25 protein-coding genes are annotated in these 20,703 nt (G+C 70.6%); 14 read left to right on the top strand and 11 right to left on the bottom strand.

Features of this window, described 5'->3' with window-relative positions; all coding sequences use genetic code 11:
• Window positions 1-182 precede the first annotated feature (182 nt).
• On the top strand, window positions 183-1,589 hold the full coding sequence (locus ACFYS8_RS31995; RefSeq protein ID WP_387647772.1) for a family 2B encapsulin nanocompartment shell protein: 1,407 nt from the start codon (window positions 183-185) through the stop codon (window positions 1,587-1,589).
• Between the two features lie 293 nt (window positions 1,590-1,882).
• Here the strand turns inward: ACFYS8_RS31995 and ACFYS8_RS31990 are convergent, their stop codons facing one another.
• Window positions 1,883-2,281 carry a hypothetical protein gene (locus ACFYS8_RS31990; RefSeq protein ID WP_387647769.1) on the bottom strand — a complete coding sequence of 133 codons (399 nt, stop codon included), beginning with the start codon at window positions 2,279-2,281 and terminating at the stop codon, window positions 1,883-1,885.
• 108 nt (window positions 2,282-2,389) lie between these two features.
• Between ACFYS8_RS31990 and ACFYS8_RS31985 the strand changes: the two genes are divergently transcribed.
• The 6 genes from ACFYS8_RS31985 (at window position 2,390) to ACFYS8_RS31960 (ending at window position 7,216) form a co-directional block, all read left to right on the top strand.
• On the top strand, window positions 2,390-2,683 hold the full coding sequence (locus tag ACFYS8_RS31985; protein ID WP_387647766.1) for a hypothetical protein: 294 nt from the start codon (window positions 2,390-2,392) through the stop codon (window positions 2,681-2,683).
• Window positions 2,684-2,753: 70 nt separating this feature from the next.
• On the top strand, window positions 2,754-3,518 hold the full coding sequence (locus tag ACFYS8_RS31980; RefSeq protein WP_387647764.1) for a hypothetical protein: 765 nt from the start codon (window positions 2,754-2,756) through the stop codon (window positions 3,516-3,518).
• Between the two features lie 350 nt (window positions 3,519-3,868).
• The gene (locus ACFYS8_RS31975; protein WP_387647761.1) at window positions 3,869-4,414 is read left to right on the top strand and encodes a hypothetical protein; all 546 of its coding nucleotides are present in this window, start codon (window positions 3,869-3,871) and stop codon (window positions 4,412-4,414) included.
• A gap of 114 nt (window positions 4,415-4,528) precedes the next feature.
• Window positions 4,529-5,980 carry an amidase gene (locus ACFYS8_RS31970; protein WP_387647758.1) on the top strand — a complete coding sequence of 484 codons (1,452 nt, stop codon included), beginning with the start codon at window positions 4,529-4,531 and terminating at the stop codon, window positions 5,978-5,980.
• 82 nt (window positions 5,981-6,062) lie between these two features.
• Complete coding sequence (locus ACFYS8_RS31965; RefSeq protein WP_387647756.1) at window positions 6,063-6,533, top strand: MarR family winged helix-turn-helix transcriptional regulator; 471 nt, start codon at window positions 6,063-6,065, stop codon at window positions 6,531-6,533.
• A gap of 74 nt (window positions 6,534-6,607) precedes the next feature.
• Window positions 6,608-7,216, top strand: a complete 609-nt coding sequence (locus tag ACFYS8_RS31960; RefSeq protein ID WP_387647753.1) for a DJ-1/PfpI family protein — start codon at window positions 6,608-6,610, stop codon at window positions 7,214-7,216.
• A gap of 14 nt (window positions 7,217-7,230) precedes the next feature.
• Here ACFYS8_RS31960 and ACFYS8_RS31955 read toward each other — a convergent pair whose 3' ends face one another.
• Both ACFYS8_RS31955 and ACFYS8_RS31950 read right to left on the bottom strand, forming a co-directional pair.
• Window positions 7,231-7,644, bottom strand: coding sequence for a nuclear transport factor 2 family protein (locus tag ACFYS8_RS31955; protein WP_387647750.1), 414 nt, complete (start codon window positions 7,642-7,644; stop codon window positions 7,231-7,233).
• Window positions 7,645-7,886: 242 nt separating this feature from the next.
• Entirely contained in the window at window positions 7,887-9,113 is a 1,227-nt protein-coding gene (locus ACFYS8_RS31950; RefSeq protein WP_387647748.1) for an MFS transporter, read from the bottom strand.
• 165 nt (window positions 9,114-9,278) lie between these two features.
• Between ACFYS8_RS31950 and ACFYS8_RS31945 the strand changes: the two genes are divergently transcribed.
• A complete protein-coding gene (locus ACFYS8_RS31945; protein ID WP_387647745.1) occupies window positions 9,279-9,818 on the top strand; it encodes a GNAT family N-acetyltransferase in 540 nt (179 codons plus the stop codon).
• 247 nt (window positions 9,819-10,065) lie between these two features.
• Complete coding sequence (locus ACFYS8_RS31940; protein WP_387647742.1) at window positions 10,066-11,232, top strand: FAD-dependent monooxygenase; 1,167 nt, start codon at window positions 10,066-10,068, stop codon at window positions 11,230-11,232.
• A gap of 187 nt (window positions 11,233-11,419) precedes the next feature.
• Here the strand turns inward: ACFYS8_RS31940 and ACFYS8_RS31935 are convergent, their stop codons facing one another.
• The gene (locus ACFYS8_RS31935; RefSeq protein WP_387647739.1) at window positions 11,420-11,857 is read right to left on the bottom strand and encodes a GNAT family N-acetyltransferase; all 438 of its coding nucleotides are present in this window, start codon (window positions 11,855-11,857) and stop codon (window positions 11,420-11,422) included.
• Window positions 11,858-11,941: 84 nt separating this feature from the next.
• On the opposite strand from ACFYS8_RS31935, the gene ACFYS8_RS31930 reads away from it, so the two are divergent.
• The 3 genes from ACFYS8_RS31930 (at window position 11,942) to ACFYS8_RS31920 (ending at window position 14,343) form a co-directional block, all read left to right on the top strand.
• On the top strand, window positions 11,942-12,529 hold the full coding sequence (locus tag ACFYS8_RS31930) for a hypothetical protein (protein WP_387647736.1): 588 nt from the start codon (window positions 11,942-11,944) through the stop codon (window positions 12,527-12,529).
• A 148-nt stretch (window positions 12,530-12,677) separates the two neighbouring features.
• Window positions 12,678-13,955, top strand: coding sequence for a PP2C family protein-serine/threonine phosphatase (locus tag ACFYS8_RS31925; RefSeq protein ID WP_387647733.1), 1,278 nt, complete (start codon window positions 12,678-12,680; stop codon window positions 13,953-13,955).
• Window positions 13,956-14,193: 238 nt separating this feature from the next.
• Entirely contained in the window at window positions 14,194-14,343 is a 150-nt protein-coding gene (locus ACFYS8_RS31920) for a hypothetical protein (RefSeq protein WP_387647730.1), read from the top strand.
• 435 nt (window positions 14,344-14,778) lie between these two features.
• Here the strand turns inward: ACFYS8_RS31920 and ACFYS8_RS31915 are convergent, their stop codons facing one another.
• Window positions 14,779-15,531, bottom strand: a complete 753-nt coding sequence (locus ACFYS8_RS31915; protein ID WP_387647729.1) for a hypothetical protein — start codon at window positions 15,529-15,531, stop codon at window positions 14,779-14,781.
• The gene (locus ACFYS8_RS31910) at window positions 15,528-16,094 is read right to left on the bottom strand and encodes a hypothetical protein (protein ID WP_387647727.1); all 567 of its coding nucleotides are present in this window, start codon (window positions 16,092-16,094) and stop codon (window positions 15,528-15,530) included. Before ACFYS8_RS31910 ends, ACFYS8_RS31915 begins: the two co-directional genes overlap by 4 nt.
• Before the next feature lie 408 nt (window positions 16,095-16,502).
• Here ACFYS8_RS31910 and ACFYS8_RS31905 point away from each other — a divergent pair, with 408 nt between their 5' ends.
• Window positions 16,503-16,940, top strand: coding sequence for an I66 family serine proteinase inhibitor (locus tag ACFYS8_RS31905; RefSeq protein WP_387647725.1), 438 nt, complete (start codon window positions 16,503-16,505; stop codon window positions 16,938-16,940).
• A gap of 64 nt (window positions 16,941-17,004) precedes the next feature.
• Here ACFYS8_RS31905 and ACFYS8_RS31900 read toward each other — a convergent pair whose 3' ends face one another.
• From ACFYS8_RS31900 to ACFYS8_RS31885, 4 genes are all read right to left on the bottom strand, one after another.
• The gene (locus ACFYS8_RS31900) at window positions 17,005-17,187 is read right to left on the bottom strand and encodes a hypothetical protein (protein ID WP_387647722.1); all 183 of its coding nucleotides are present in this window, start codon (window positions 17,185-17,187) and stop codon (window positions 17,005-17,007) included.
• Between the two features lie 471 nt (window positions 17,188-17,658).
• Entirely contained in the window at window positions 17,659-18,009 is a 351-nt protein-coding gene (locus tag ACFYS8_RS31895) for a hypothetical protein (RefSeq protein ID WP_387647719.1), read from the bottom strand.
• A complete protein-coding gene (locus ACFYS8_RS31890; RefSeq protein WP_387647717.1) occupies window positions 18,006-18,329 on the bottom strand; it encodes an HNH endonuclease in 324 nt (107 codons plus the stop codon). Before ACFYS8_RS31890 ends, ACFYS8_RS31895 begins: the two co-directional genes overlap by 4 nt.
• A 92-nt stretch (window positions 18,330-18,421) precedes the next feature.
• Window positions 18,422-19,126: a hypothetical protein gene (locus ACFYS8_RS31885; protein WP_387647714.1), complete on the bottom strand. Its 705-nt coding sequence runs from the start codon at window positions 19,124-19,126 to the stop codon at window positions 18,422-18,424.
• A gap of 113 nt (window positions 19,127-19,239) precedes the next feature.
• Between ACFYS8_RS31885 and ACFYS8_RS31880 the strand changes: the two genes are divergently transcribed.
• On the top strand, window positions 19,240-19,623 hold the full coding sequence (locus tag ACFYS8_RS31880; RefSeq protein WP_387647711.1) for a hypothetical protein: 384 nt from the start codon (window positions 19,240-19,242) through the stop codon (window positions 19,621-19,623).
• 158 nt (window positions 19,624-19,781) lie between these two features.
• Here the strand turns inward: ACFYS8_RS31880 and ACFYS8_RS31875 are convergent, their stop codons facing one another.
• Entirely contained in the window at window positions 19,782-20,138 is a 357-nt protein-coding gene (locus ACFYS8_RS31875; protein WP_387647709.1) for a hypothetical protein, read from the bottom strand.
• Window positions 20,139-20,703: the final 565 nt, after the last annotated feature.

Genomic DNA, 20,703 nt, shown 5'->3' with positions numbered 1-20,703 from the left:
GCCTCGGGGGCAGTGCTGGGAGTGGCAAAGATCTACTGTTCGGGAGGCAGTGGGCGGCCCGGTGACCCGAAGGCCCTCCGACACCCTCAGCCATCCCCTCGTTACCTTGCCAAGACCCCAACACACCCACGGATCTGACGCAGCGTCAGCTCACGTGGCGAGACGAAGGAGAGCCCGGCCCGATGTCCGTGGACAGCAGCCCGGAGACTCAGCAGGCGCAGCGCCAGCAGACCAGCCTCACCACCGCCGCCGCACGCAACCTGGCGACGACCACCAAGTCCGCACCGCAGATGCAGGAGATCACCTCCCGCTGGCTGCTGCGGATGCTGCCCTGGGTGCAGACCTCCGGCGGTACCTACCGGGTCAACCGCCGTCTGACCTACACGGTCGGCGACGGCCGGATCGAGTTCATCCAGACCGGCGGCGATGTCCGGGTCATCCCCCGGGAGCTCGGTGAACTCGCCCTGCTGCGCGGCTTCGAGGACGACGACGTGCTGTCCGCGATCGCCGACCGCTGCGTGCAGCGCGACTTCCGGGCCGGGGAGACCCTCGTCGAGCGCGGCACCCCGTCCGACAAGATCCACCTGATCGCGCACGGCAAGATCAACCAGATCTCCACCGGCAAGTACGGCGACGACGCGGTCATCGGCGTCCTCGGCGACGGCGACCGGTTCGGCGAGAACGCCCTGCTGGACGCCGACGCCAGCTGGGACTACACCGCCACCGCCAAGACCTCCGGCACCCTGCTCACCCTCACCCGGTCCGACTTCGAGTCGGTGCTCGCGCAGTCCGAGAGCCTGCAGGCCCACATCCGGGACTTCGCCAGCCTCCCGCTGCAGCGGCAGAACGAGCTCGGCGAGGCCGAGATCGCGATGTCCGCAGGCCACGAGGGCGAGCACCTGCTGCCCACCGCGTTCGTGGACTACGAGCTCAAGCCGCGCGAGTACGAGCTGTCCATCGCGCAGACCGTGCTCCGGGTCCACTCCCGCGTCGCGGACCTCTACAACCAGCCGATGAACCAGATCGAGCAGCAGCTCAAGCTCACCGTCGAGGCGCTCCGCGAGCGCCAGGAGCACGAGCTGATCAACAACCGCGAGTTCGGTCTGCTCTCCAACTGCGCCTTCGACCAGCGCATCCAGACCCACTCCGGCCCCGCCACCCCCGACGACCTGGACGAACTGCTCAGCCGCCGCCGCGACTCCGAGTTCTTCCTGGCCCACCCCAAGACCATTGCCGCGCTCGGCCGCGAGTTCAACTCGCGCGGCCTGTACCCCGACACGGTCGACATGCAGGGCCACAAGGTGCCGGCCTGGCGCGGCGTCCCGATCCTGCCCTGCAACAAGATCCCGATCACCCCGGAGAACACCAGCTCCATCCTGGTGCTGCGCACCGGCGAGGACAACCAGGGCGTCATCGGCCTGCACCAGACCGGCATCCCCGACGAGTTCCAGCCCAGCCTGTCGGTCCGCTTCATGGGCATCGACGAGAAGGCTGTCATCAACTACCTGGTCACCGCGTACTACTCCGCGGCCATCCTGGTGCCCGACGCGCTCGGCGTGCTCGAGAACGTGGAGATCGCCGTCCGCTGAGGCAAGGCCGAGAGCTGTCACGAGGAAGACCAAGGGTGAACCGTCGGAGGCCGTAACCAAACGGCGGTCCGCCCAGTTGAGGGTGCGTCGGATTGATCATGCTGTTCCGTTTCTGCGCGGAACGGCACCGGTCCTCCGGTGCACCCTCGACTGCGCTCCGGCCCCGGCCGCGGCCAGTTCGACGGTCCACAGCCACCCGTCCACAGCCACAGGAAGGTTGGACCACGCCCATGCACACGCCCAGGCAGCGGAACGACCGGCCGCCCGCGAGCGGCGGGAACGCGGCGGAGACCTTACCCACCCGGACCAGACGTCGGGCGGCCCGGGCGGCGGGAGTTCGGACGGCCGGGGCGTTCGCCGGGGTCGTCGTGGTGTGCGCGGTGCTCACCAGTGCCACCCAGGCCGGCGCGCAGGCCGGTACGCAGGCCGCCACGACGGTGAGCGAACGGGGGGACGGGGGCGACGGGCGGTGGCTGGAGATCTGCGTCCACGTGCACACCTCCGTCGACGCCGCAGGGGCGCACGTCGAGGTGGATGCCGAGGGCGGGGCCGACGTCCAGCTCGCGACGGCCGGATTGCAGGGGGGCCAGGGGGGCCACGGGGGCGGTGGCGGGCACGGCCACGGCGGGGGAGACGATCAGGACGGCGACGGCGACGGCGACGGGGACGGGGACGGGCACGGGCACGGGCACCACTGCCACCCGCGGCCGACGCCCACGCCGACACCCAAGCCTTCGCCAACTCCCAAGCCCAGCCCGACAGTCGAACCAAGCCCGCCGCCGAAACCGACGCCGACGCCGGTGCCGACACCGCCGAAGCCCGCGCCGCCGACACCCCCGCCGCCGCGGCCCGCGCCCACCCGCAGCGCCGCGCCGATCGCGCCCGCGCCGCCCACCCCCGAACCGGCGACGCTCACCCCGATTCCCGCGCCGACGCCGTCCGTCCATCTGCCGCCGCCGGTGGTGCACGCCGAACCGCCCAAACGCCACGGCGCCCCCACCACCACCCGCATGCTGGTGGTCACCATCCCCGCCGTCCTCGCCGCGGCGGCGCTGCGCCCGAGCGGGAAGTCCCGGGCCCGAGGCCGTTCCTGACGGGCCGTCAAGTCCCTTTCATTTCAGCCGAGTTGTTGACGTTTACCCAAGCAACAGGAGAGGACCTGTCATGTCCGAATGGTTGGCGCTCGCCATCGCGATGGCCGGGGCCTGCCTGGTCGTCGTCGCGGTCATGCTGGTGAGGCACCGCAAGACCGACCTGCACGACGACACCTCGGAGACGCCCGACGTCATCGAGTACATCACCATGATGATCGGCGTCGTGTACGCCATCGTGCTGGGCCTGGCGATCGCCGGCGTCTGGGAGACCCGGTCGTCCGCGCAGGACGACGTGCAGCGCGAGGCACAGTCGCTGCACGAAGTCAGCGCCCGGGCCGAGGTGTTCCCCGCCGACTACCGGGCGACGGTCGTCAAGGACGTCGACGCCTACGTGTCGTTCGTGGTGAACACCGAGTGGCACCACATGCGCACCGACGGGGAACTCTCCCCGGAGGGAACCGAGTTGCTCGCCAAGCTGCGCACCGGCGTGGCCTCCCGGGCCCCGCAGAACGACATCGAGGCGCAGGCGTACCAGGCGATGATGGACAAGATCGCCATCGCCGACGAGACCCGCAACTCCCGTGGTGGCAACACCGGTCCGACCATGCCCGGCGTGGTCTGGTTCGGCCTGATCGTCGGCGCCCTGGTCACCGTCGGCATGCTGTTCGCGCTCCAGATCCGGCGCTCCGGGCGGGAGTTGGTGCTGGCCGGCACGTTCAGCGCGCTGATCGGCTTCCTGCTGTTCCTGATCTGGGACTTCGACGACCCGTTCGGGCGCGGCATGTCGGTCACCACGCAACCGTTCCTGGACCTGTTCCCGTCCCTCAACCAGTAGCCGGAGCCGCGGAGATGACGGACATCCGCGGGCCCCGGTCCGGTTCGCGCATTACGCTGGGCACGGCCGCCCCCGAGGGGACGGGCGGCCCGAACGGGGAGGTCGCGCGGCGGGCCGCCATGGGCGGTGCGGGCGCGGCGGTACAACGTGCAGCGGGGAGACACGGCATGGGGGCGCAGGACGCGGAGGGGCGGCGCTGCGGCGATTCGCCCGCGGCGGGGACGGGAACGGACCCGGTGAAGACGGGCTCGGAGGGGTCGGTTCCGGAGGCTTCAGTTTCGGAGGCGGTTTCGGGAACGGCGGTTTCGGAGGCGGCGGTTTCGGGAGCGGCGGTTTCGGGGCACGGCCCGGTGCAGGCCGCGGCCGGGAGCAAGTACGCGCGGGTGGAGCGGGAGCGGCGCTTCCTGCTCGCCCGGGTCCCGGCGCCGGGCGCGGTCACCTGCGCCCGGCTGATCACCGACCGGTACGTGGACGGCACCCGTCTGCGGCTGCGTCACGTCGAACGGATCGACACCGGGGAGTGCGCGCACAAGCTCACCCAGAAGATCCCGGCGCCGCCGGGTACGACCGGCCCGGTGCAGGGCCTGATCACCAACCTGTACCTGTCGGGGGAGGAGTACTCCGTGCTGCTGGACAGCCTGCCCGGCCGGGAGTTGACCAAGACCCGGCTGAGCGTCCCGCCGCTGGGCATCGACGTCTTCGACGGCCGGCTGCTCGGACTGGTGCTGGCGGAGGCCGAGTTCGAGACCACCGAGGACGCAGAAACGTTCGTGCCCCCGGCGAACTGTCTTGCGGAAGTCACCGACGACCCGCGCTTCACCGGCGGCTCGCTGGCCCGCGCCGAACGGGCCCAGCTGCGCGGCTGGCTGGCGGACTACGGGCTGGTACTGGCTTGACGGGTCGGGTCGATTTGCCGCTGGTCGGAGTGAATTGACGGGTATTCGGACAGCGGGCCCGTTGTGCGAAATTCAATTTCGTGCCCGGTCCCGGGGGCGCGTACGGTCCGATTCATGGACTGGAACTTCAAGTCGGCCGAAGAACTCGCCGCTGCCCTGCGCGCCGGTGAGGTGACCTCGGTGGAGCTGACCGACGAGGCGATCGCCCGCATCGAGCGGGACGACAAGACGATCAACGCGATCTGCGTGCCGGACTTCGACCGCGCCCGGGCCGCCGCGCGCGACGCCGACCAGGCACGCGCCCGCGGCGAGGACCGGCCGCTGCTCGGCATCCCGGTGACGGTCAAGGAGTGCTACGACATCGCCGGGCTGCCCACCACCTGGGGCCTGCCGCCGCACCGGGACTTCGTGCCGGCCGAGGACGCCCTCCAGGTGTCGCGGCTCAAGGCCGCGGGCGCGGTGGTGCTCGGCAAGACCAACGTGCCCCCCGGGCTGCAGGACATCCAGAGCTTCAACGAGATCTACGGCACCACCAACAACCCCTGGAACCACGGCCGTACTTCGGGCGGATCCTCCGGCGGATCGGCGGCAGCCCTGGCGTCCGGCTTCGGCGCGCTGTCCATCGGCTCAGACCTCGGCGGCTCGTTGCGCACCCCCGCGCATTTCTGCGGTGTCTACGCGCACAAACCGACACTCGGGCTTTTGCCGAGCCGCGGCATGGTTCCGCCGCCCGGGCCGGCCCTGCCGTCCGAGCACGACCTCGCCGTCGTCGGCCCGATGGCACGCACCGCCCGTGACCTCACGCTGCTGCTCGACGTCATGGCCGGGCCGGACCCGCTGACGCACGGTGTGGCGTACCAGCTGGCGCTGCCGCCCGCGCGCCACGACCGGATCGGCGACTTCCGGGTCCTGGTCGTCGAGGAGCACCCGTACATTCCGACCGGCTCCGCCGTGCGGGCGGGCCTGAACCGGGTGGCAGACGCGCTCGTCGCAGGCGGCGCCCGCGTCGACCGGCACAGTCCGCTGCTGCCCGACCTCGCCGACGCCGCCCGGATCTACCGGCAGCTCCTGTTCGCAGGCACCATCGCACGCTTCCCCGTCGAAGCGCGTGAGCACATCCAGGCCCGCGCCGCCGGGCTGGCGGCGGACGACCAGAGCCTCGACGCGGCGGGGCTGCGCGGCATGGTGCTCAGCCACAGCGACTGGATGGGAGTGAACTTCCGCCGCGAGCTCCACCGCCACGGCTGGCGGCAGCTCTTCGCCGAGTACGACGCCGTGGTGTGCCCGATCACGCCCACGCCCGCGTTCCCGCACGACCACAACCCCGACCCGCTCCAGCGCCGGCTCGACATCGACGGCGCCGAGTACCCGTACTTCGATCAGCTCGTCTGGGCCGGCGTGGCCACCATGCCCGGCCTGCCCGCCACCGCCGTCCCGACGGGACCGTCACCCGAGGGCCTGCCGGTCGGCGTGCAGATCATCGGACCGATGTTCGAGGACCGCACCCCGCTGCGGCTGGCCGAACTGCTGGAACGGGAGATCGGCGGCTTCCGGGCACCGAGGTGAGCCGTCGGTCCCGGAGCTTTTGAGCGGCCCGAATACACAGTTCGCCGCTACATCCGGCCGCCGGGAACCTAGGGTGACCCCCATGAGTGAAGACCCGGAGGTGAGTGAAGACCCGGAGGCCGCACCGTCCGCCGTGCAGGCCTCGCAGCAGGTGCGGTCGGTGATCGGCCGCCTGCGCCGGCGCATCCGGGCCGCCGCCGGAACGGGCGACCTGACGCTCACCCAGGCCTCCGCCATGGGACGGCTGCTCGACAACGACGGCCAGGGCCTGACCACCAGCGACCTGGCCGTCGCCGAGGGCATGCGCCACCAGTCGATGGCCACCACCATCGCCGCCCTCACCGCCCAGGGCCTGGTAGAACGCCGCCGCGACCCCGACGACGGCCGCCGGATGCTCATCGTGCTCACCCCCGAGGGCCGCCGCCGCGCCGAGGACGGCCGACGGGCCCGCAGCGAATGGCTCGCCGCCGAACTCCAGACCAAGTGCACCGAAGCGGAACGGCAGACGGTGATCGCGGCCATGGCCGTCCTGGAACGGCTCGGTCACGACTGACAGCTCGTTCGCCTCACTTGACGGGACGATGCGTCGGGGGAGACTTGGGGCACCGTGCCCTTGAAGGAGTTGTGATGCAGGTAGCCGTGGTCACCTTCGACGGATTCAACGAACTCGACAGCTTCATTGCCTCCGCCATCATCAACCGCTGCCGCAAGGACGGCCTGGAGGCCTTCATCACCACCCCGACGCCGCAGGTCACCTCCATGAACGGCGTGGAGGTGACCGGACAGCGCCCGATGGAATTCGTCACCGAAGCCGACGTCGTCCTGATCGGCAGCGGCGTGAAAACGCGCGACGTGGTCGCCGACGACCGGCTGATCTCGCGGCTCCCGCTCGACCCCGCCCGGCAGTTGATCGGCGCACAGTGCTCCGGCGCGCTGGTGCTCGCCCGGCTCGGACTGCTGAACGACATGCCCGCCTGCACGGACGTCACCACCCGGCCCTTCGTCGAAGCGCGCGGCGTGACCGTCCTGGACGCCCCGTTCCACGCCGAGGGCAACATCGCCACCGCGGGCGGCTGCCTGGCATCCCAGTACCTCGCCACCTGGGTCATCACCCGCGCACTCGGCACCGACGCCGCGCGCGGCGCCATCGGCTACGTGGCCCCGGTCGGCGAACAGCAGGAGACGGTCGAACGGGCTCTCCGCGCCGTCCACGCGGGCGAGGCCGTACGGGGCTGACGCCGGCCCGATTCCTACTGCTCGCGCAGCCCGCCGGTGACGGCGAGGCCGTCCATGTAGTCGCGGGCGTGAACGATCAGTCCGTCGCGGACCCGCAGCACCAGCAGCCCCGGGATGGCGAACTCGCCGCGCCCACCCGCGATTTCACCCCGCACCGTCTGCTCGGCCACCAGCACCTCCGGATCGGTCGACAGATGCACGCCCGTCTCCTCGATTCCCGTCGGCCGCGCCGGAGTCCCCGACCACGCCGCCTTGTACCCCGCCCGGATCTCCTCCCGCCCCTCGAACCGCGCCGGAAAGCCCGGGAACCGGAACGGGAACTCGTGCACCCCGTCCGGCGCATACAGCTCCGCCAGCGCATCGGCGTCCAGCCGGAGCATCGCCCGCTGGTAGCGGGCCAGTACGTCCAGGAGCGGCGAATCGGTCATGGCGGTACCCCCAAAGGTGTCGTTCGTGATGGATTGACTCGGAGCCTACGCCTGATTGACGAACCGTCAGCCGAGAACCTGACAGCTCCCGCGCAAGTCCGGTGTAAGCGACGTTGTTGCTCCGCCCGCTGGGACGGCACCCCGGGAGTTGCCCGTTCTGCCCGGCCCGCCCGCAGCGCTCGGCCGGCGTTTGAAAGACTCACCTCGGACTGGTACCGCTGGACACACGACGGTCGCAGCCGTCAGTTGCCGGTGCTGCCGTTCGGCCAGGTGAGGCCGCGGGTGAAATGGGTCAGTACGGTCAGAACCACGAGGCCGGACGTGATGCCGGCGAGGGTCATGACCGTGGACGGGGAGGTGTGGTCCACGATGCTGCCGCCGGCCAGTGCGCCGAGCGAGATGGTGGCCTGGAACGAGGCGGTGAAGAGCACCGACGCCGCCTCGGGTACGTTCGGGGCCGCCTTGGCGAACCAGGTCTGCGAGGACACGGGCACCGCTCCGTAGGCGACACCCCACACGAACAACAGGCTCACCGCGCCGGCCTTCGAGCCGCCCAGCACCGGCAGCAGCAGAGTGGCCCCGGCGAGCAGGGCCGCCGCCGCGCCGAAACCGGTGCGGGGGCGCCGGGCGACCAGGGAGCCGCCGAGGAAGTTGCCGAGGATGCCCGCGGCTCCGTAGACCAGCAGGAAGACGGTGATCAGTGCCGGGCCCGCATGCGTGACCTGTTCGAGGAACGGCGTCACATAGGTGTACGCCCCGAAGTGGGCCAGCACGATGAGCATTGTCAGCAGCAGCGCGAAGCGGACGTTCACGCTGCGGAACAGGCCGCCCAGCACCCGCAGCCGGGTGGCCCCGGCCGGCGGCAGGGGCGGCACGGCCACCAGCAGCAGGACGAACACGCCGGCCGACAGCGCGCCCATGACGGCGAACGCCGCACGCCAACCCGCCACGTCGCCGATGAACGTGCCGACCGGTACCCCGAGGACGGACCCCAGCGGGACGGCCGAGAAGATCACCGAGACGGCGCGGCCGACGCGGTCCGCAGGCACCAGCCGATCGGCGACCCCGGCCGCGATCGACCAGAAGCCGCCGATGGTGACGCCCACCAAGACCCGTGAGACCACCACCAGTTCGAAGCTGGGCGCGACAACCGCCAGTCCGTTCGCCAGGGCCAGCAGGAGCATGAACGCCCCCAGCATCGCCCGGCGGTCGATGCGGGCGGTGGCTGCGGTGACCAGCGGCGCCGAGACAGCGGCGAGCAGGCCGGGCATGGTCATCATCAGCCCCGCCACCCCGTCCGAGACCGCGAAGTCGGACCCGATCGAGGTGAGCAGGCCGATCGGCAGGATCTCGGTCGTGACGATCGAAAAGATCCCCAACATGACCGCCACCACGGACAGCCACCCGACCACGGGAGATCGGGCCGGCCGGTTGGCCGTGCGGGGGCGTGAAGCAGCGGAGGTGGCCATGAGTTCCGTCCTGTACCGGATCGTTCGATGTCCGGTCAGTTCAGCAGGGCCCCCGGGTGGAGGCTGGCGGCTTTCCGTCATCACCGTTACGGGGGACGGGGGCAGGCCCGGCGGGAAAGCCGAGGTGATTGGCCGTCGGTGGGGCGGTTGGGCGAGGATGGGCGAGTGGACCTGCCCAGAGTGATGCCGGAGATCGCGGCGGAGAACGGATTCCGGCTGCGGCGTTGGGAGCTGACGGACCGGGCGTTGCTGCGCGAGGCCGCCACCGACCCGTACATTCCGCTGATCACCACCGTGCCCGCGCCCTACTCCGACGCGGAGGCCGACGCGTTCGTGCAACGGCAGTGGCGGCGCACCGAGATCGGCACCGGCTACCCGTTCGTCATCGAGGACCCCGACGGGCGGGCCGTCGGGAACGTCGGCCTGTGGGTCGGCGAACTGCCGCTGCGCGGCAGTGCCACCGCCGGCTACTGGGTGCCGGGGAGCGGCCGGGGCAGGGGCGTCGCGCTCGTCGGGCTGAAAGCCGTCACGGACTGGGCGTTCGGCGAACTCGCCGTCCCCCGCGTCGAGTTGTACGTGGAGCCGTGGAACACCGGCTCGCTGCGCACCGCCGAACGGGCCGGCTACCGGCGCGAGACGCTGGTGCCCGCGCACCAGGAGGTCGGCGGCGAACCGCGCGACATGTGGCGCTTCGCGCTCCCGTAGCACCGGCACCGGCACCGGCACCACGGAGACCCGGTGCCTCGGCAGGTCGAGCGGTGGTGCCGTGTGTGTTCGCTGAGCGAAGTCTGCCGGGCCGTTCCGGCCCTGTTTGTCCACGCGCGCCCACGGAATTTTCCTCTCGGCGCACAGATCATCGGTCGAACTGGCTTGGGGTTGCGGGAAGTTCGCGGCGCGGCCCAAGATCGAATGGTCCAGCGGCATCGGGGCCGGTGGCGGAGAGAGGCATGCAATGCGAACTGACGAGGCAGCCAGGGTGGTGATCGTCGGGGGGTCTTTCGCGGGCCTGGCGGCGGCGCACGAGTTGCGGGGTACGGGTGCCGAGGTGGCGGTGTACGAGCGTTCGGGCGGCCAGATAGCGACCCGCGGCGCCGGGATCGTCATGCAGCCGGAGGTGGGGGCGCTGCTGGCCAAGCTGGGCAGCTCCGCGCGAGAGGTCAGCGTCGAGTTGACGGAGCGCCAGTGGCTGCACCGCCGGGGCAGGCCCACCCGTTACGAGGCCCCGCAGTTGATGAGCGCGTGGGACGTCCTCCACCGCACGCTGCGAGTGCCCCTCGACGAGGTCTGCTATCGGATGGACAGCGCACTGCGGCACGTCCGGGTGGAGGACGGCAAGGTCACGGCCGAGTTCGCGGACGGATACACGACGCAGGGGCACTTCCTGGTGGGCGCCGACGGAATCGGCTCGACGACCCGCCGGCTGTTCGACCCCTCCTCCCGCTCCAGGTACGCGGGGTACGTGTCCTGGCGAGGCCTGGAACCGGAGTCCGCGCTGCCCGGCGAGCTGCTCGAACTGCTGGCCGGCAGGTTCACCTTCTTCGGCGCGGACGGCCTGCAGATGCTGTGCTACCTCGTCCCGGGCCCGAACGGCGAACGCACCGAGGGGTCCAGGCGGGTCAACTGGGTCTGCCACATGACCGTTCCGGAGACCGAACTGCCCAGGCTGCTGGCGAGCCGCTCGGGCAAGGCGTACTCGACCTTCCTGCCGCCCGGTGAACTGCTGCCGCAGATCGAGGCCGAGCTGGCGGCCACGGCGGAGCAGGTGATGCCGGCGCCGTTCGCGCAGTTGGTCAGGCTGTCCAAGGTCTTCATGCAGCCGATCTTCGACCTCGCACCCCACCGGATGGTCGCTGACCACGTCGCGCTGATCGGCGACGCCGCCGGCACGGTGCGCCCCCACACCGCCTCAGGAGCCGCCAAGGCGGTCGGTGACGCCGCCTCGCTCGCGACTGCCCTGCGCGGATGGGTACCGGGCCGGGGCCTGCCGCACGAGCGGCTCGCGGGCTGGGAGCGCGAGCGGCTGACCCACCTGGCCGCCCTCTCGCAGGCAGGGGTCTCCTTGGCCGCCCGGTCGTCGCTGGGCACGCCGGCCGCCCGCCGCTACTTCGCCTCCACCTGACCGCCCTCGGCTTCCCGGCCGGAACGGAGGCCGACCGCAGGGCCGGCCGGGTCGCTGCCGGCGCGCAGCGATCCGACTGGCAGCGCGCACCAGGCGAATGCCCCGGGCGCGCGTGCCTGCACCGGGGGAGACGGCACGACCTCGCGTTGCTCTCGCTGCGTCGGAACTCTGAGCCCCGGCAGGCGAGTTACTCGGTGACGGTGTACCGGTGGACCGTCGAGTCCCTGGTCCGGAACCCGGCCCGCTCGTAGAGGCGGTTCGCCGCTCCCCGCGACGGACGGGACGTCAGATCGACGGTCCGGGCACCCGCGTCCTTCGCCAGCCGCACGGCCTCGTCGGTCAGTGCGGCACCGACGCCGTGTCCGCGGGCGGCGGCATCGACCACCACATCCTCGATCCGGGCCCGCAGCCCGGACGGCAGCGGCGACACGACCAGCGTCAGCACACCCACGATCACCCCGTCGAGCCGGGCCACCAGCAGCGTGTTCGAGTCGCAGGTCACCAGGCGGGCAACCGCGTCGTGGTCCAACGGCGCGGCTGTAGCGGACAGTTGGGGGAGCAAGCGGGCGAATGCGGTCACCAGTTCGTCATTCGCCTCGCGGGCGATCGCGATGTCGGTACTCATGGGCCGAGACCATAGTGGGAAGAGCCGGGAGCGAGCGGGATCGCGGCGGTAGCGGCAGCGGATCGAATGCGACGGGAGACGGGCGTGGCGGACGGCGGGAGCCTGGCCGAGGAGGCTCGGGAGCGGCTGCGGTCGGGCGCGGAACCGGCCGTGGTGTGCGGCGAGTTGGCCGTACGGACGGTGCGGTGGTGGGACGCGGCAGTGGCGGTCGGCCTGGCGATGGGGATCCCGGAGCAGGAGTTGCGGCGGCGTCTGCACGATGATCCGGACGAGATGCAGAGTCCGTTCGAGGACGGCGACGAGGCGCTGTACGGCGAACTGCTGGAGATGGCGGGCGTGTTCGACATCCACCGGCAACTCGACGCGCGGGAGTCGGCGGTGGAGAAGCGGTTGCGCGCCGCGATGGGTGCCATGGGCGGCTTGGGGAGCGGCCATGCCCACGGGCTCCTGCGCCGGTTCGCGAAGGGCGAGTTGGACTCGGTCCTGCGCTCGCTCGCGCGCTTCGGCCCGCGAACCGGCCGGGGCCGGCCGGTGGAGTTCTGGGAAGCCCTGGTGGCGGCCGGCGAACTGCTCGTCGAACTGGCGGACGGGGGCGAGGCGCGGGCCGCGGTGGCGCAGGTCCTCGACGACTGCCGCCTGAAGCTGGCCTCCTGCGAGCCGCACGGCAGTTGAGCCTGTCGAACCGGGCCACCACCGCGTCTGCCGGCGGGCCCGTGCCGTCCCCGCAGGCGGATGTCCTCGGCGAAAACCGGGCGCGGGCCGGGGCGTGCAGCGCGTGTTGACCGGTGGGGACGGTGGTGTCGTGGCTACCGTGGGGGCGATGAACGAGCAGGTGGAGGACATCGCGGCGCAGTTGCGTGCGCTGGGCGAGGCCAGGGACCGGTTGCAGGGGCTGCTGTCGGCGGTGCTGGCCATCGGGGGTGACCTGGATCTGCCGACGGTGCTGCACCGGATCGTCACCACGGCGATGGAACTGGCCGGCGCGCGGTACGGCGCGCTCGGGATTCTCGCGCCGTCCGGGGACCGGCTGGAGCAGTTCGTGACGGCCGGGCTGTCGCCGGAGGAACGCGCGGATCTGGCCGGGGTCGACTTCCCGCGCGGACGCGGGGTGCTCGGGCACCTCATCCGGAACCCCGAACCGCTGCGGGTGACGGACATCGCCGCGCATCCGGCGTCGGTCGGCTTCCCGCCGGGCCACCCGCCGATGCGGACGCTGCTCGGCGTGGCGATCACCGTCCGAGGGGCGATCTACGGCGACCTGTACCTGTCCGAACGCCGGGACGGGCGGCCGTTCGACCAGGCCGACGAGGAGGTGGTGCAGGCACTCGCGGGCGCGGCCGGCATCGCCATCGAGAACGCCCGCCTGTTCGGGTACATGCGGGACAGCGCCGCGCAGTTCCAGCGGATGCTGCTGCCCACACTGCCGGACCTGTCGCCGTTCACCGGGGCCGCCGCGTACCGCACCGCCGCCGACCCGGCCGGCGTCGGCGGGGACTGGTACGACGCCGTCATCCTGCCCGACCACGCGTGCGCGGCCGTCATCGGCGACGTCGTCGGCCACGACCTGAACGCCGCGGCCGCCATGGCCCAGGCCCGCAACATGCTGCGCGCACTGCTGTACGACCGCCGCAGCCCGCCCAGCTCGGTGCTGACCCAGCTCGACCGCACCGTCGAGGCCATCACCGACCTGCCCGTCACCACCGCCTGCCTGGCCCGGATCGAACCCGCCGCCGGGGACGGCTGGACCATGCGCTGGAGCACCGCCGGGCACCCGCCGCCACTCGTCCTCGGGCCGGACGGGCGCACCTGGTACCTGGAAGGCGAACCCGGCATCCCGATCGGCGTCGACCCCACCCTGCACCGCCCCGACCACACCCACCCGCTCCCCAGCGGCGCCACCGTCCTGTTCTTCACCGACGGCCTGGTCGAACACCCTGACCGCGACATCGACGAGGGCCTCGCCGCCCTCGCCACCCTCGCTGCCGCACACGCCGACCTTCCACTCGACGAACTGGTCCACCTCCTCGCGGACCTGCACCCGGGCGACGGCCACGACGACATGGCCGTCCTGGCCATCCGCACCCCGCCCCGGGCCTGAGCCGCGGGCCGGTCGCGGCCACTGCGCCAGGATGCCCGATTCAGCCAGCTCCCCAGCACCTCGGGCTCGTCGCCGTCCACGGTCATCTCGATGCCGTTGTCCAGCGACGTGTTGCCTATCGACTTCCAAGTCAGCCCTTCGGGGCCGCAGGCGTGCCACCATCGACGTAGGACGCCACCGCGAGGGCGAAGGGAAAGCTGTGGGAGCGAGTTGGGAGTACAAGATCATCGACGTAAGGGTGAGTGGCTGGAACGTCGATCTTTCGGAGCTGAACGCTCTGGGCTCGCAGGGCTGGGAGGCGGTGAGTGCGAACCGCTACGTTGAGAAGATCGGCAGCTCCACGGAGGTTGTTCACCGGGAAGTGCTGCTGAAGCGCGCCGTTCACTAGGCAGTGCCGTAGTAGGTGCGCCAGTCCGCCAGCGAGCCCCCGCCGAACCGCTTCCACATCAGGGCGAACCGCGCGTTCTCCTCGGGGAGTTGGCAGCGGCGGGAGAAGATCGGGACGGCCTGGCAGTGGCAGTGGGGGTAGGCGCCGAACGCGGCGGTGCGCTTCGACGTGGACCGCGCCGCGCGAGGCCATGAGCGCGCAGAAGTGGCAGGGGCTCGCGTCGGTCTTGCGGTAGTAGCCGATCGCCCCGGGGTCGTTCTGCAGGGTGGTGCGGATCATGTCCCGGCCGCCGTCCTGGACGAGCATTCCGCCCGCCCCGGTGCTGCCGGTGCAGGCCGCGGGCGTAGCGGTCGGGCAGGTTCAGCAGCTCGAAGTCGCGGTCGACCAGGCCCTTCGCGTGCCGGGCACGCTGGAGAACGACGGGGAGGGAGGACGTCAGAACCCTCCTCTGGTCTGTAGCGTTCCGGGCTGTTTCGGGGGCTTGAGCTTGCCGCTCTCGGTCAGGCGCCGGTGGGCGATCCAGGCGAGCACCATCACGGCGTAGAGGTCGATCTTCAGCTTCGACTCGCGGGACTCCTTGCCGAACGAAATCCCGTACTGATTGAGGCGCTTGCGGGCGTTGAGGGTGTGGCGGGTCAGCGAGTAGTCCCGCACGTGCGGCAGGGCGGCGGTCTCGATCGCGCCGACCATCGCCATGTGTTCGGTGGTGATCTCGCGCTGCTTGGCGCGCATGTCTAACCCGGCCGTGGACTTGCCGGACGCCTTGATCAGCAGGTTCTTGCCGTACGTCTCCGACCAGTCGGCGACGCAGGACTCCCACCCGGCGACATCGGCGAAGAACGCGACGACGGTGTACTTCTGGAAGACGTGGGCCACCATGTCGTTGACCTCGGTGCCGTCGATCTCCCAGCGCTTGCCGGCCGGGCCGTCGGGCTTCTCCCACAGCGTGAGCTTCTGGACCAGCTTGTCCCGAACGCGCATGGCCACCAGGCCGGTTGAGTCGTCCGTCTTGCCGCCGTCGAAGGCGAGCACGATCCGCTCGCCCGGCCGTATGCCCTCCGCGGGCTCGACCGTGGCCAGGCCCCAGGTGTCGCGGTCCACCAGCGCGTCATCGTGGCTGGACAGCTGGTTGAGGTACTTGCGGCGGGACTCGTCCTCGGTGGTGGAGGCCGCCCAGATGTCCTTCATCGCCCGCTCCGGGTTGATCCACACCGAGTCGCCCCGCGCGCACAGGAATAGATGCCGACGTCCCGGTTCACCCCGTCGCGCTGCTTCTCGAACGCGTACCAGGTGCCCTCAGCCACCAACTCCTCGCCGATGACCGGCGCGTTGGTGATCTCCATCGTCCGCCCGCCCACCTTCGTGGCGTTCAGCCGGATCGTGGCCGCCAGGCGCGGGCCGTGGTTGCCCTCGGCCCAGTGCCACGTCTCGTTCAGCAGCGCGAACGACGGGCGTCCGCCCTCGGCGGCGCGGAACGAGGAGGCCTTGGCCTCCAGCCGGCACTGCCGGCCGTCGGTATCGGTCTGCGAGGCGTAGCAGACCTCCTGGCCGAGCTTGATCGCGTATCGCTCGATCGCGGCCTGGCTGAAGACCGTGGACAGCGCCGACATCGTGTTGACGTTCTGACCGGCCGCCGTGGCGAAGATCCGCACCCACGCCTCCTGCGGCGGCCCGCCGATCGGCGAACCGTCGTCGCGCCAGCCCACCAGGCGGCACGGGCCGACGAACTCCATCGCGGCCACCGACGCCATCTTCGGGTCCTTGCCCAGCCCTTCAGGCGGCGCAGGGTGCCGGACTCGTAGCGGAAGGCTCGGCCCCAGGTCTCGGGGTCGTTCGGGTCCTCGGGAACGGCGTCGTCGCGCAGTTCGTACCAGCGCGCCAGGATGCGGCACTGCTCCGGGGTGTACTTCCAGCCCGGCCGGAACGCGTGGGCGGACCAGCGCAGCAGCTCGCCCGCCAGCGTGCGGTGCGGGTGCGGGACGTCGTCCGGGATCGTGCGGACCGGCTCGTAGGTGATGGTCAGAGCGCCACCCCCGCATCAATTGCTGCCGTTCGCTCGATCGGGTGAACTCAAGTCGAACCGACCCGTCTCTTCCCAACCTCTGGGCATAGAACAGCCGGGCACCGGTGATCACATAGGGAAGGACGGGCAGGTAACGATGGGCCTGGAATCCGGCTACTACACGATTCAAAACGGTCAAGACCTGGTCGGGCGTCGCGGCATCGAGGACCTAAGCCTGAGGCCGAAGGCGATCATCAATCAGGCTGGCAGCGCGGACAGGCCGTGGGTTGTCGAGGCGCTGCCCAACGGCCTCTACTCCCTGAGTGCGAAGGGGACGAGGGCGCCGATCCAGGACAACGCGGGCACGGCGATCGAGGACAACAAGCTCGTCGCCCTGCTCATGGACCCCCAGTACGCCGTGCAGTGGCAGCTTGTCGCCGTGAACGGGAAGAACGACACCTATCGGATCGTGGAACCCCGCGGCGGCTCGGCGTGGATGGTCAGGGAGCCCGGGAAGGAAAGCCAGGTCGAGGTGCTGAACAGCATCACCGGCTCTGCCTCGGACGCCTTCACCTTCAAGCGGGTCACCGCCTGAATTTGAGTGCGCGGCGGACCCCGGGCATCGCGCCCAGGGCCCGTCCTTGAAGACCAGCAGGTTTCTAGCCTTCGGCCGCCTCCCTGCGGGCGCGCTCCTCCAGCAGCCGGGCAGCGTCGACGGTGACGTGCTCACCGGCCGCGAACGGCGTGGTCATGTCGTGGGCCCACAGCTCGCGGGCGGCGGCGTCCGGGACCTCGGAGTCCAAGCACGCCTCGTAGTAGACGATCGTCCGGGCGATGCGCAAGGCCTCGTTCGAGGGGCCGGCGGTCCAAGCTGCCTTGCGGCGTGCCATGGCGGGCTCCTCTCCGTTGATCATTCGCTGCCGGAGCGATCACGCCCGGACGGTCACCGCCCGCGCTGAACGCCGATGTCCGGTTGCGGAATGACAGGCGGGGGCGGAGCGAGAGGCTGGGGAAAATAAGGTTGTTGGGTGTAGCCCGGATCTCCCGCAGGGCGGTGCGGCAGGTGGGGGAACACGAACTTGCTGAGCAAGATCCACGAGGCAAAGAAGAGCAGGAGTGCGATAGGTGCTCCGAATCCGCGCCGCACGGCGCCTCCTTCACGAGCGATGGCTACTGCCAACCTTCAGGATGCCCGCGACACCTACCATCGTCTACCTGTTAACAAGAGCAGCTTTGCCGCGAGTTGACCCAAAGGCTTCCCCGGCTTCAGATCCACACTGACCGGGCGACCCACGTGCCATGGCGGGCTCCTCTCAGACTCGGTTGCCCCAGCGGGCGCCGACGGCGTCACGGGCGTTGTGGCCGCGCTTCGGGCCATCGCCCTCGCCGCGGATCTTGGCGAGGTGGCCGGCCGCGCTCGCCCGGCTGGTCTGGGCCTGCGCGATGCCGGGGTGCAGGACCATCATCCCGGCGCGGTTGCCGCCGGGGATCATCTGGCCTTGGCGCTTGACCACGGCGTCGAGCTGGGCGGCGCGGGCGAGCATGGCCGCGGCGATGTCGATCGCCACCAAGTCGCCCGGCTCAAGGTCGAGTTCGGTCTCGTACAGCTCGATGAGCGCGGCACGGACCGTCTGCGGGTCCTTCAGCGTCGGATCGACGTTCAACGGACCTCCCCGGGGTGCGGTCGACAGGTTCGGGCGGGCTGCCAGCGCATCGCGGCGGCCTTCTTGCGGACGCGGCCGGCGTCGGCGGCGTCCTTGCGCAGGACGTGCCAGTCGCACAGCGCGCGGAGGTCCGTGGGGTCGTCGGAGCCGCCTTCGGAGGCGGGGACGATGTGGTCGCAGTGGCGCGCGGGCTCGGCGCAGACCTCGCCGGTGTCGTAGCGGACGTGCTGGCAGATCCAGCCGTCGCGGTTCATCACCGCGCGGCGAAGGCGCGGCCAGTGCGAGGGAAGAGGCGCCGTCCGGCGCGAACTCGCAGACACAGCAGCCTCCTTGAAGCACAGGGCCCCGCCAGGTGCTCGACCGCGACCGGGGAGAGAGGGCTGAGGGCCCTCGGCGACGGACTCTTCGCCGATCACCGGGGCGTTGGCGATCTCCATCGTCCGCCCGCCAACCTTCGTGGCGTTCGGGCGAGTTGTGGCGGCGAGGCGGGGCCGTGGTTGCCCTCCACCCAGTGCCAGGTCTCATTCAGCAGGGCGAACGACGGGCGCCCACCCTCGGTGGCGCGGAACGAGGAGGCCTTGGCCTCCAGCCGGCACTGGCGGCCGTCGGTGTCGGTCTGCGAGGCGTAGCAGACTTCCTGGCCGAGCTTGATCGCGTACCGGTCGATGGCGGCCTGGCTGAAGATCGTGGACAGCGCCGACATCGTGTTCACGTTCTGGCCGGCCGCGGTGGCGAAGATCTGCACCCAGGCTTCCTGCGGCGGACCACTGATCGGCGAGCCGTCAGCGCGAAAGCCGGCCAGGCGGCACGGGCCGACGAACTTCAACGCGCAGACCGACGCCATCTTCGGGTCCTTGCCCCAGCCCTTCAGGCGGCGCAGGGTGTCGGACTCGTGGCGGAAGATCCGGCCCGACGTCTCGGGGTCGTTCGGGTCCTGGGGAACGGCGTCGTCGCGCAGTTCGTGCCAGCGCGCCAGGATGCGGCACTGCTCCGGGGTGTACTTCCAGTCCGGCCGGAACGCGGGGGCGCTCCAGCGCAGCAGCTCGCCTGCCAGGGTGCGGTGCGGATGCGGGACGGTGTCCGGGATCGTGCGGAGTGGCTCGTAGATGAGGGTCAAGCGGGGCCTCCTCACCCAGGCTCTCTGGCTCGCAAGGAGTGATTGCCCGGTAACGCTTAGTCGTGGGAAGATCCGGGCCGGCCCGACACAAGCCAGCCGGCAAGGAGATGCCCATGTCCGAGACCACGCCCAACTCAAAGGGCCCTGCCAAGGTGCAGATGCCACCCGAGATGCTTGCGGGCCTCGGGGGGACGCCCGCCCCTGGGGCGACGGCGTCCGAGCGGCCGGGCCGGGTCCCGGCGTCCGAGGTCGCTCCCGAGGACGTCGGCACGCTGACGCTCGAATACCGCAACGGCCAGCCGGTGATCGTCGTCAGCGGGGGGAAGCTGATTCCTTCAGCGCTTCCCGTCGTGGACGGGTCGGGGCAGATGGTCTCCGCCTACGAGACTGTCCCGACATCCCGGCTGAAGGCCGACGACCTTCCGCTTCTCCTCCATCCCGAGAGCGAGGGCATCTACGTGATGACCTACGACCACTTCGGCAGTGGGTGGGCGTAGTTGGCTTCGGGGGCCGGTGACGCCCCCACGCGAGCCGGGTGCAGGTTGCCCCCCGACGCAGTCAGGGTCGAGCCATTGTTCTCGTGGAAGCCGGGAGAACGTGATGCGCCTCGGACTGGCGCTAAGCAGTCCGAGGCGCTTGGAGGGCTTCCGGGCTGCTACACGTATTCCAGGAGCCAGCCGACCGGGTTGTCGTCCGCCACGTCGGTGCTGCTCTTCTTCACTCGCCCGACGTGAATCTTCTGAATTCCCTTGGGGAGCTTCTCGGTGACGCGGGCACCACCCTGACTGACGTCCCAGTCCTTGGCGGGGAGCCAGGTCGTGCCGTTGTGGAACTGCACCTTCAGCCGCACATCGACCCAGCTGGAGCCGAGGCTGAAGTAGGCGTCGCCCCATACGCCGGTCTGGTTGGGCTGAGGGATGGGGAGGAGAAGGCCGTACCTGTAGTGGATGAGGCCGTCGCTCTCGTTGAACACGAAGCCGGTTGGGACGTCACCGAGCTGGAAGTTGGGCATCTACGCTCCTCAGGAGTGCCGCATGTGCTGTCCTTCGACGAACGGGGCTCAGATTACGAGTGCCCTTCCACGGCATTTGCGGCATCAGATGTCAAACCACCCATGCAGGTGAGCCAGAGGTGTGAAGAGGTGACTGGTCCGGCTTCCGTAATCCGCCCGCGCCTGCAACGGGTTCTCACCTTTCAGCTGTCTCGCGGCGGGCGCGTTCCTCCAGCAGCCGGGCGGCGTCTGTGGAGACGTGCTCACCGGCCGCGAACGGCAACTTCATGTCGTGGGCCCACAGTTCACGGGCCATGGCGTGCGCGACTTCGGAGTCCAGGCAGGCTTCGTAGTAGACGATCGTCCGGGCGATGCGAAGGGCCTCGCCCGAGGGTCCGGCGGCCCGGGTCTTGCGGCGTGCCGCGGTGGGCCCCTCTTCTCAGCTTGTTGTTTAACCTCGTGGGTCACTCGACCTGCTGAGATCTTCCGGATCCGGCAGCACGTGATGCGGCCGTTCTCCACGCTTCGAGATGTCGAGTAACGAAGTGCGAGAGAGCGGCCGCTACTTGTGAGTCTCCCGGTCGGT

The organism is Kitasatospora sp. NPDC004615, assembly GCF_042873545.1.
GTDB lineage: Bacteria > Actinomycetota > Actinomycetes > Streptomycetales > Streptomycetaceae > Kitasatospora.
Note: the sequence above shows the minus strand (reverse complement) of the source record. Positions and strands in the feature narration are given on the sequence as shown.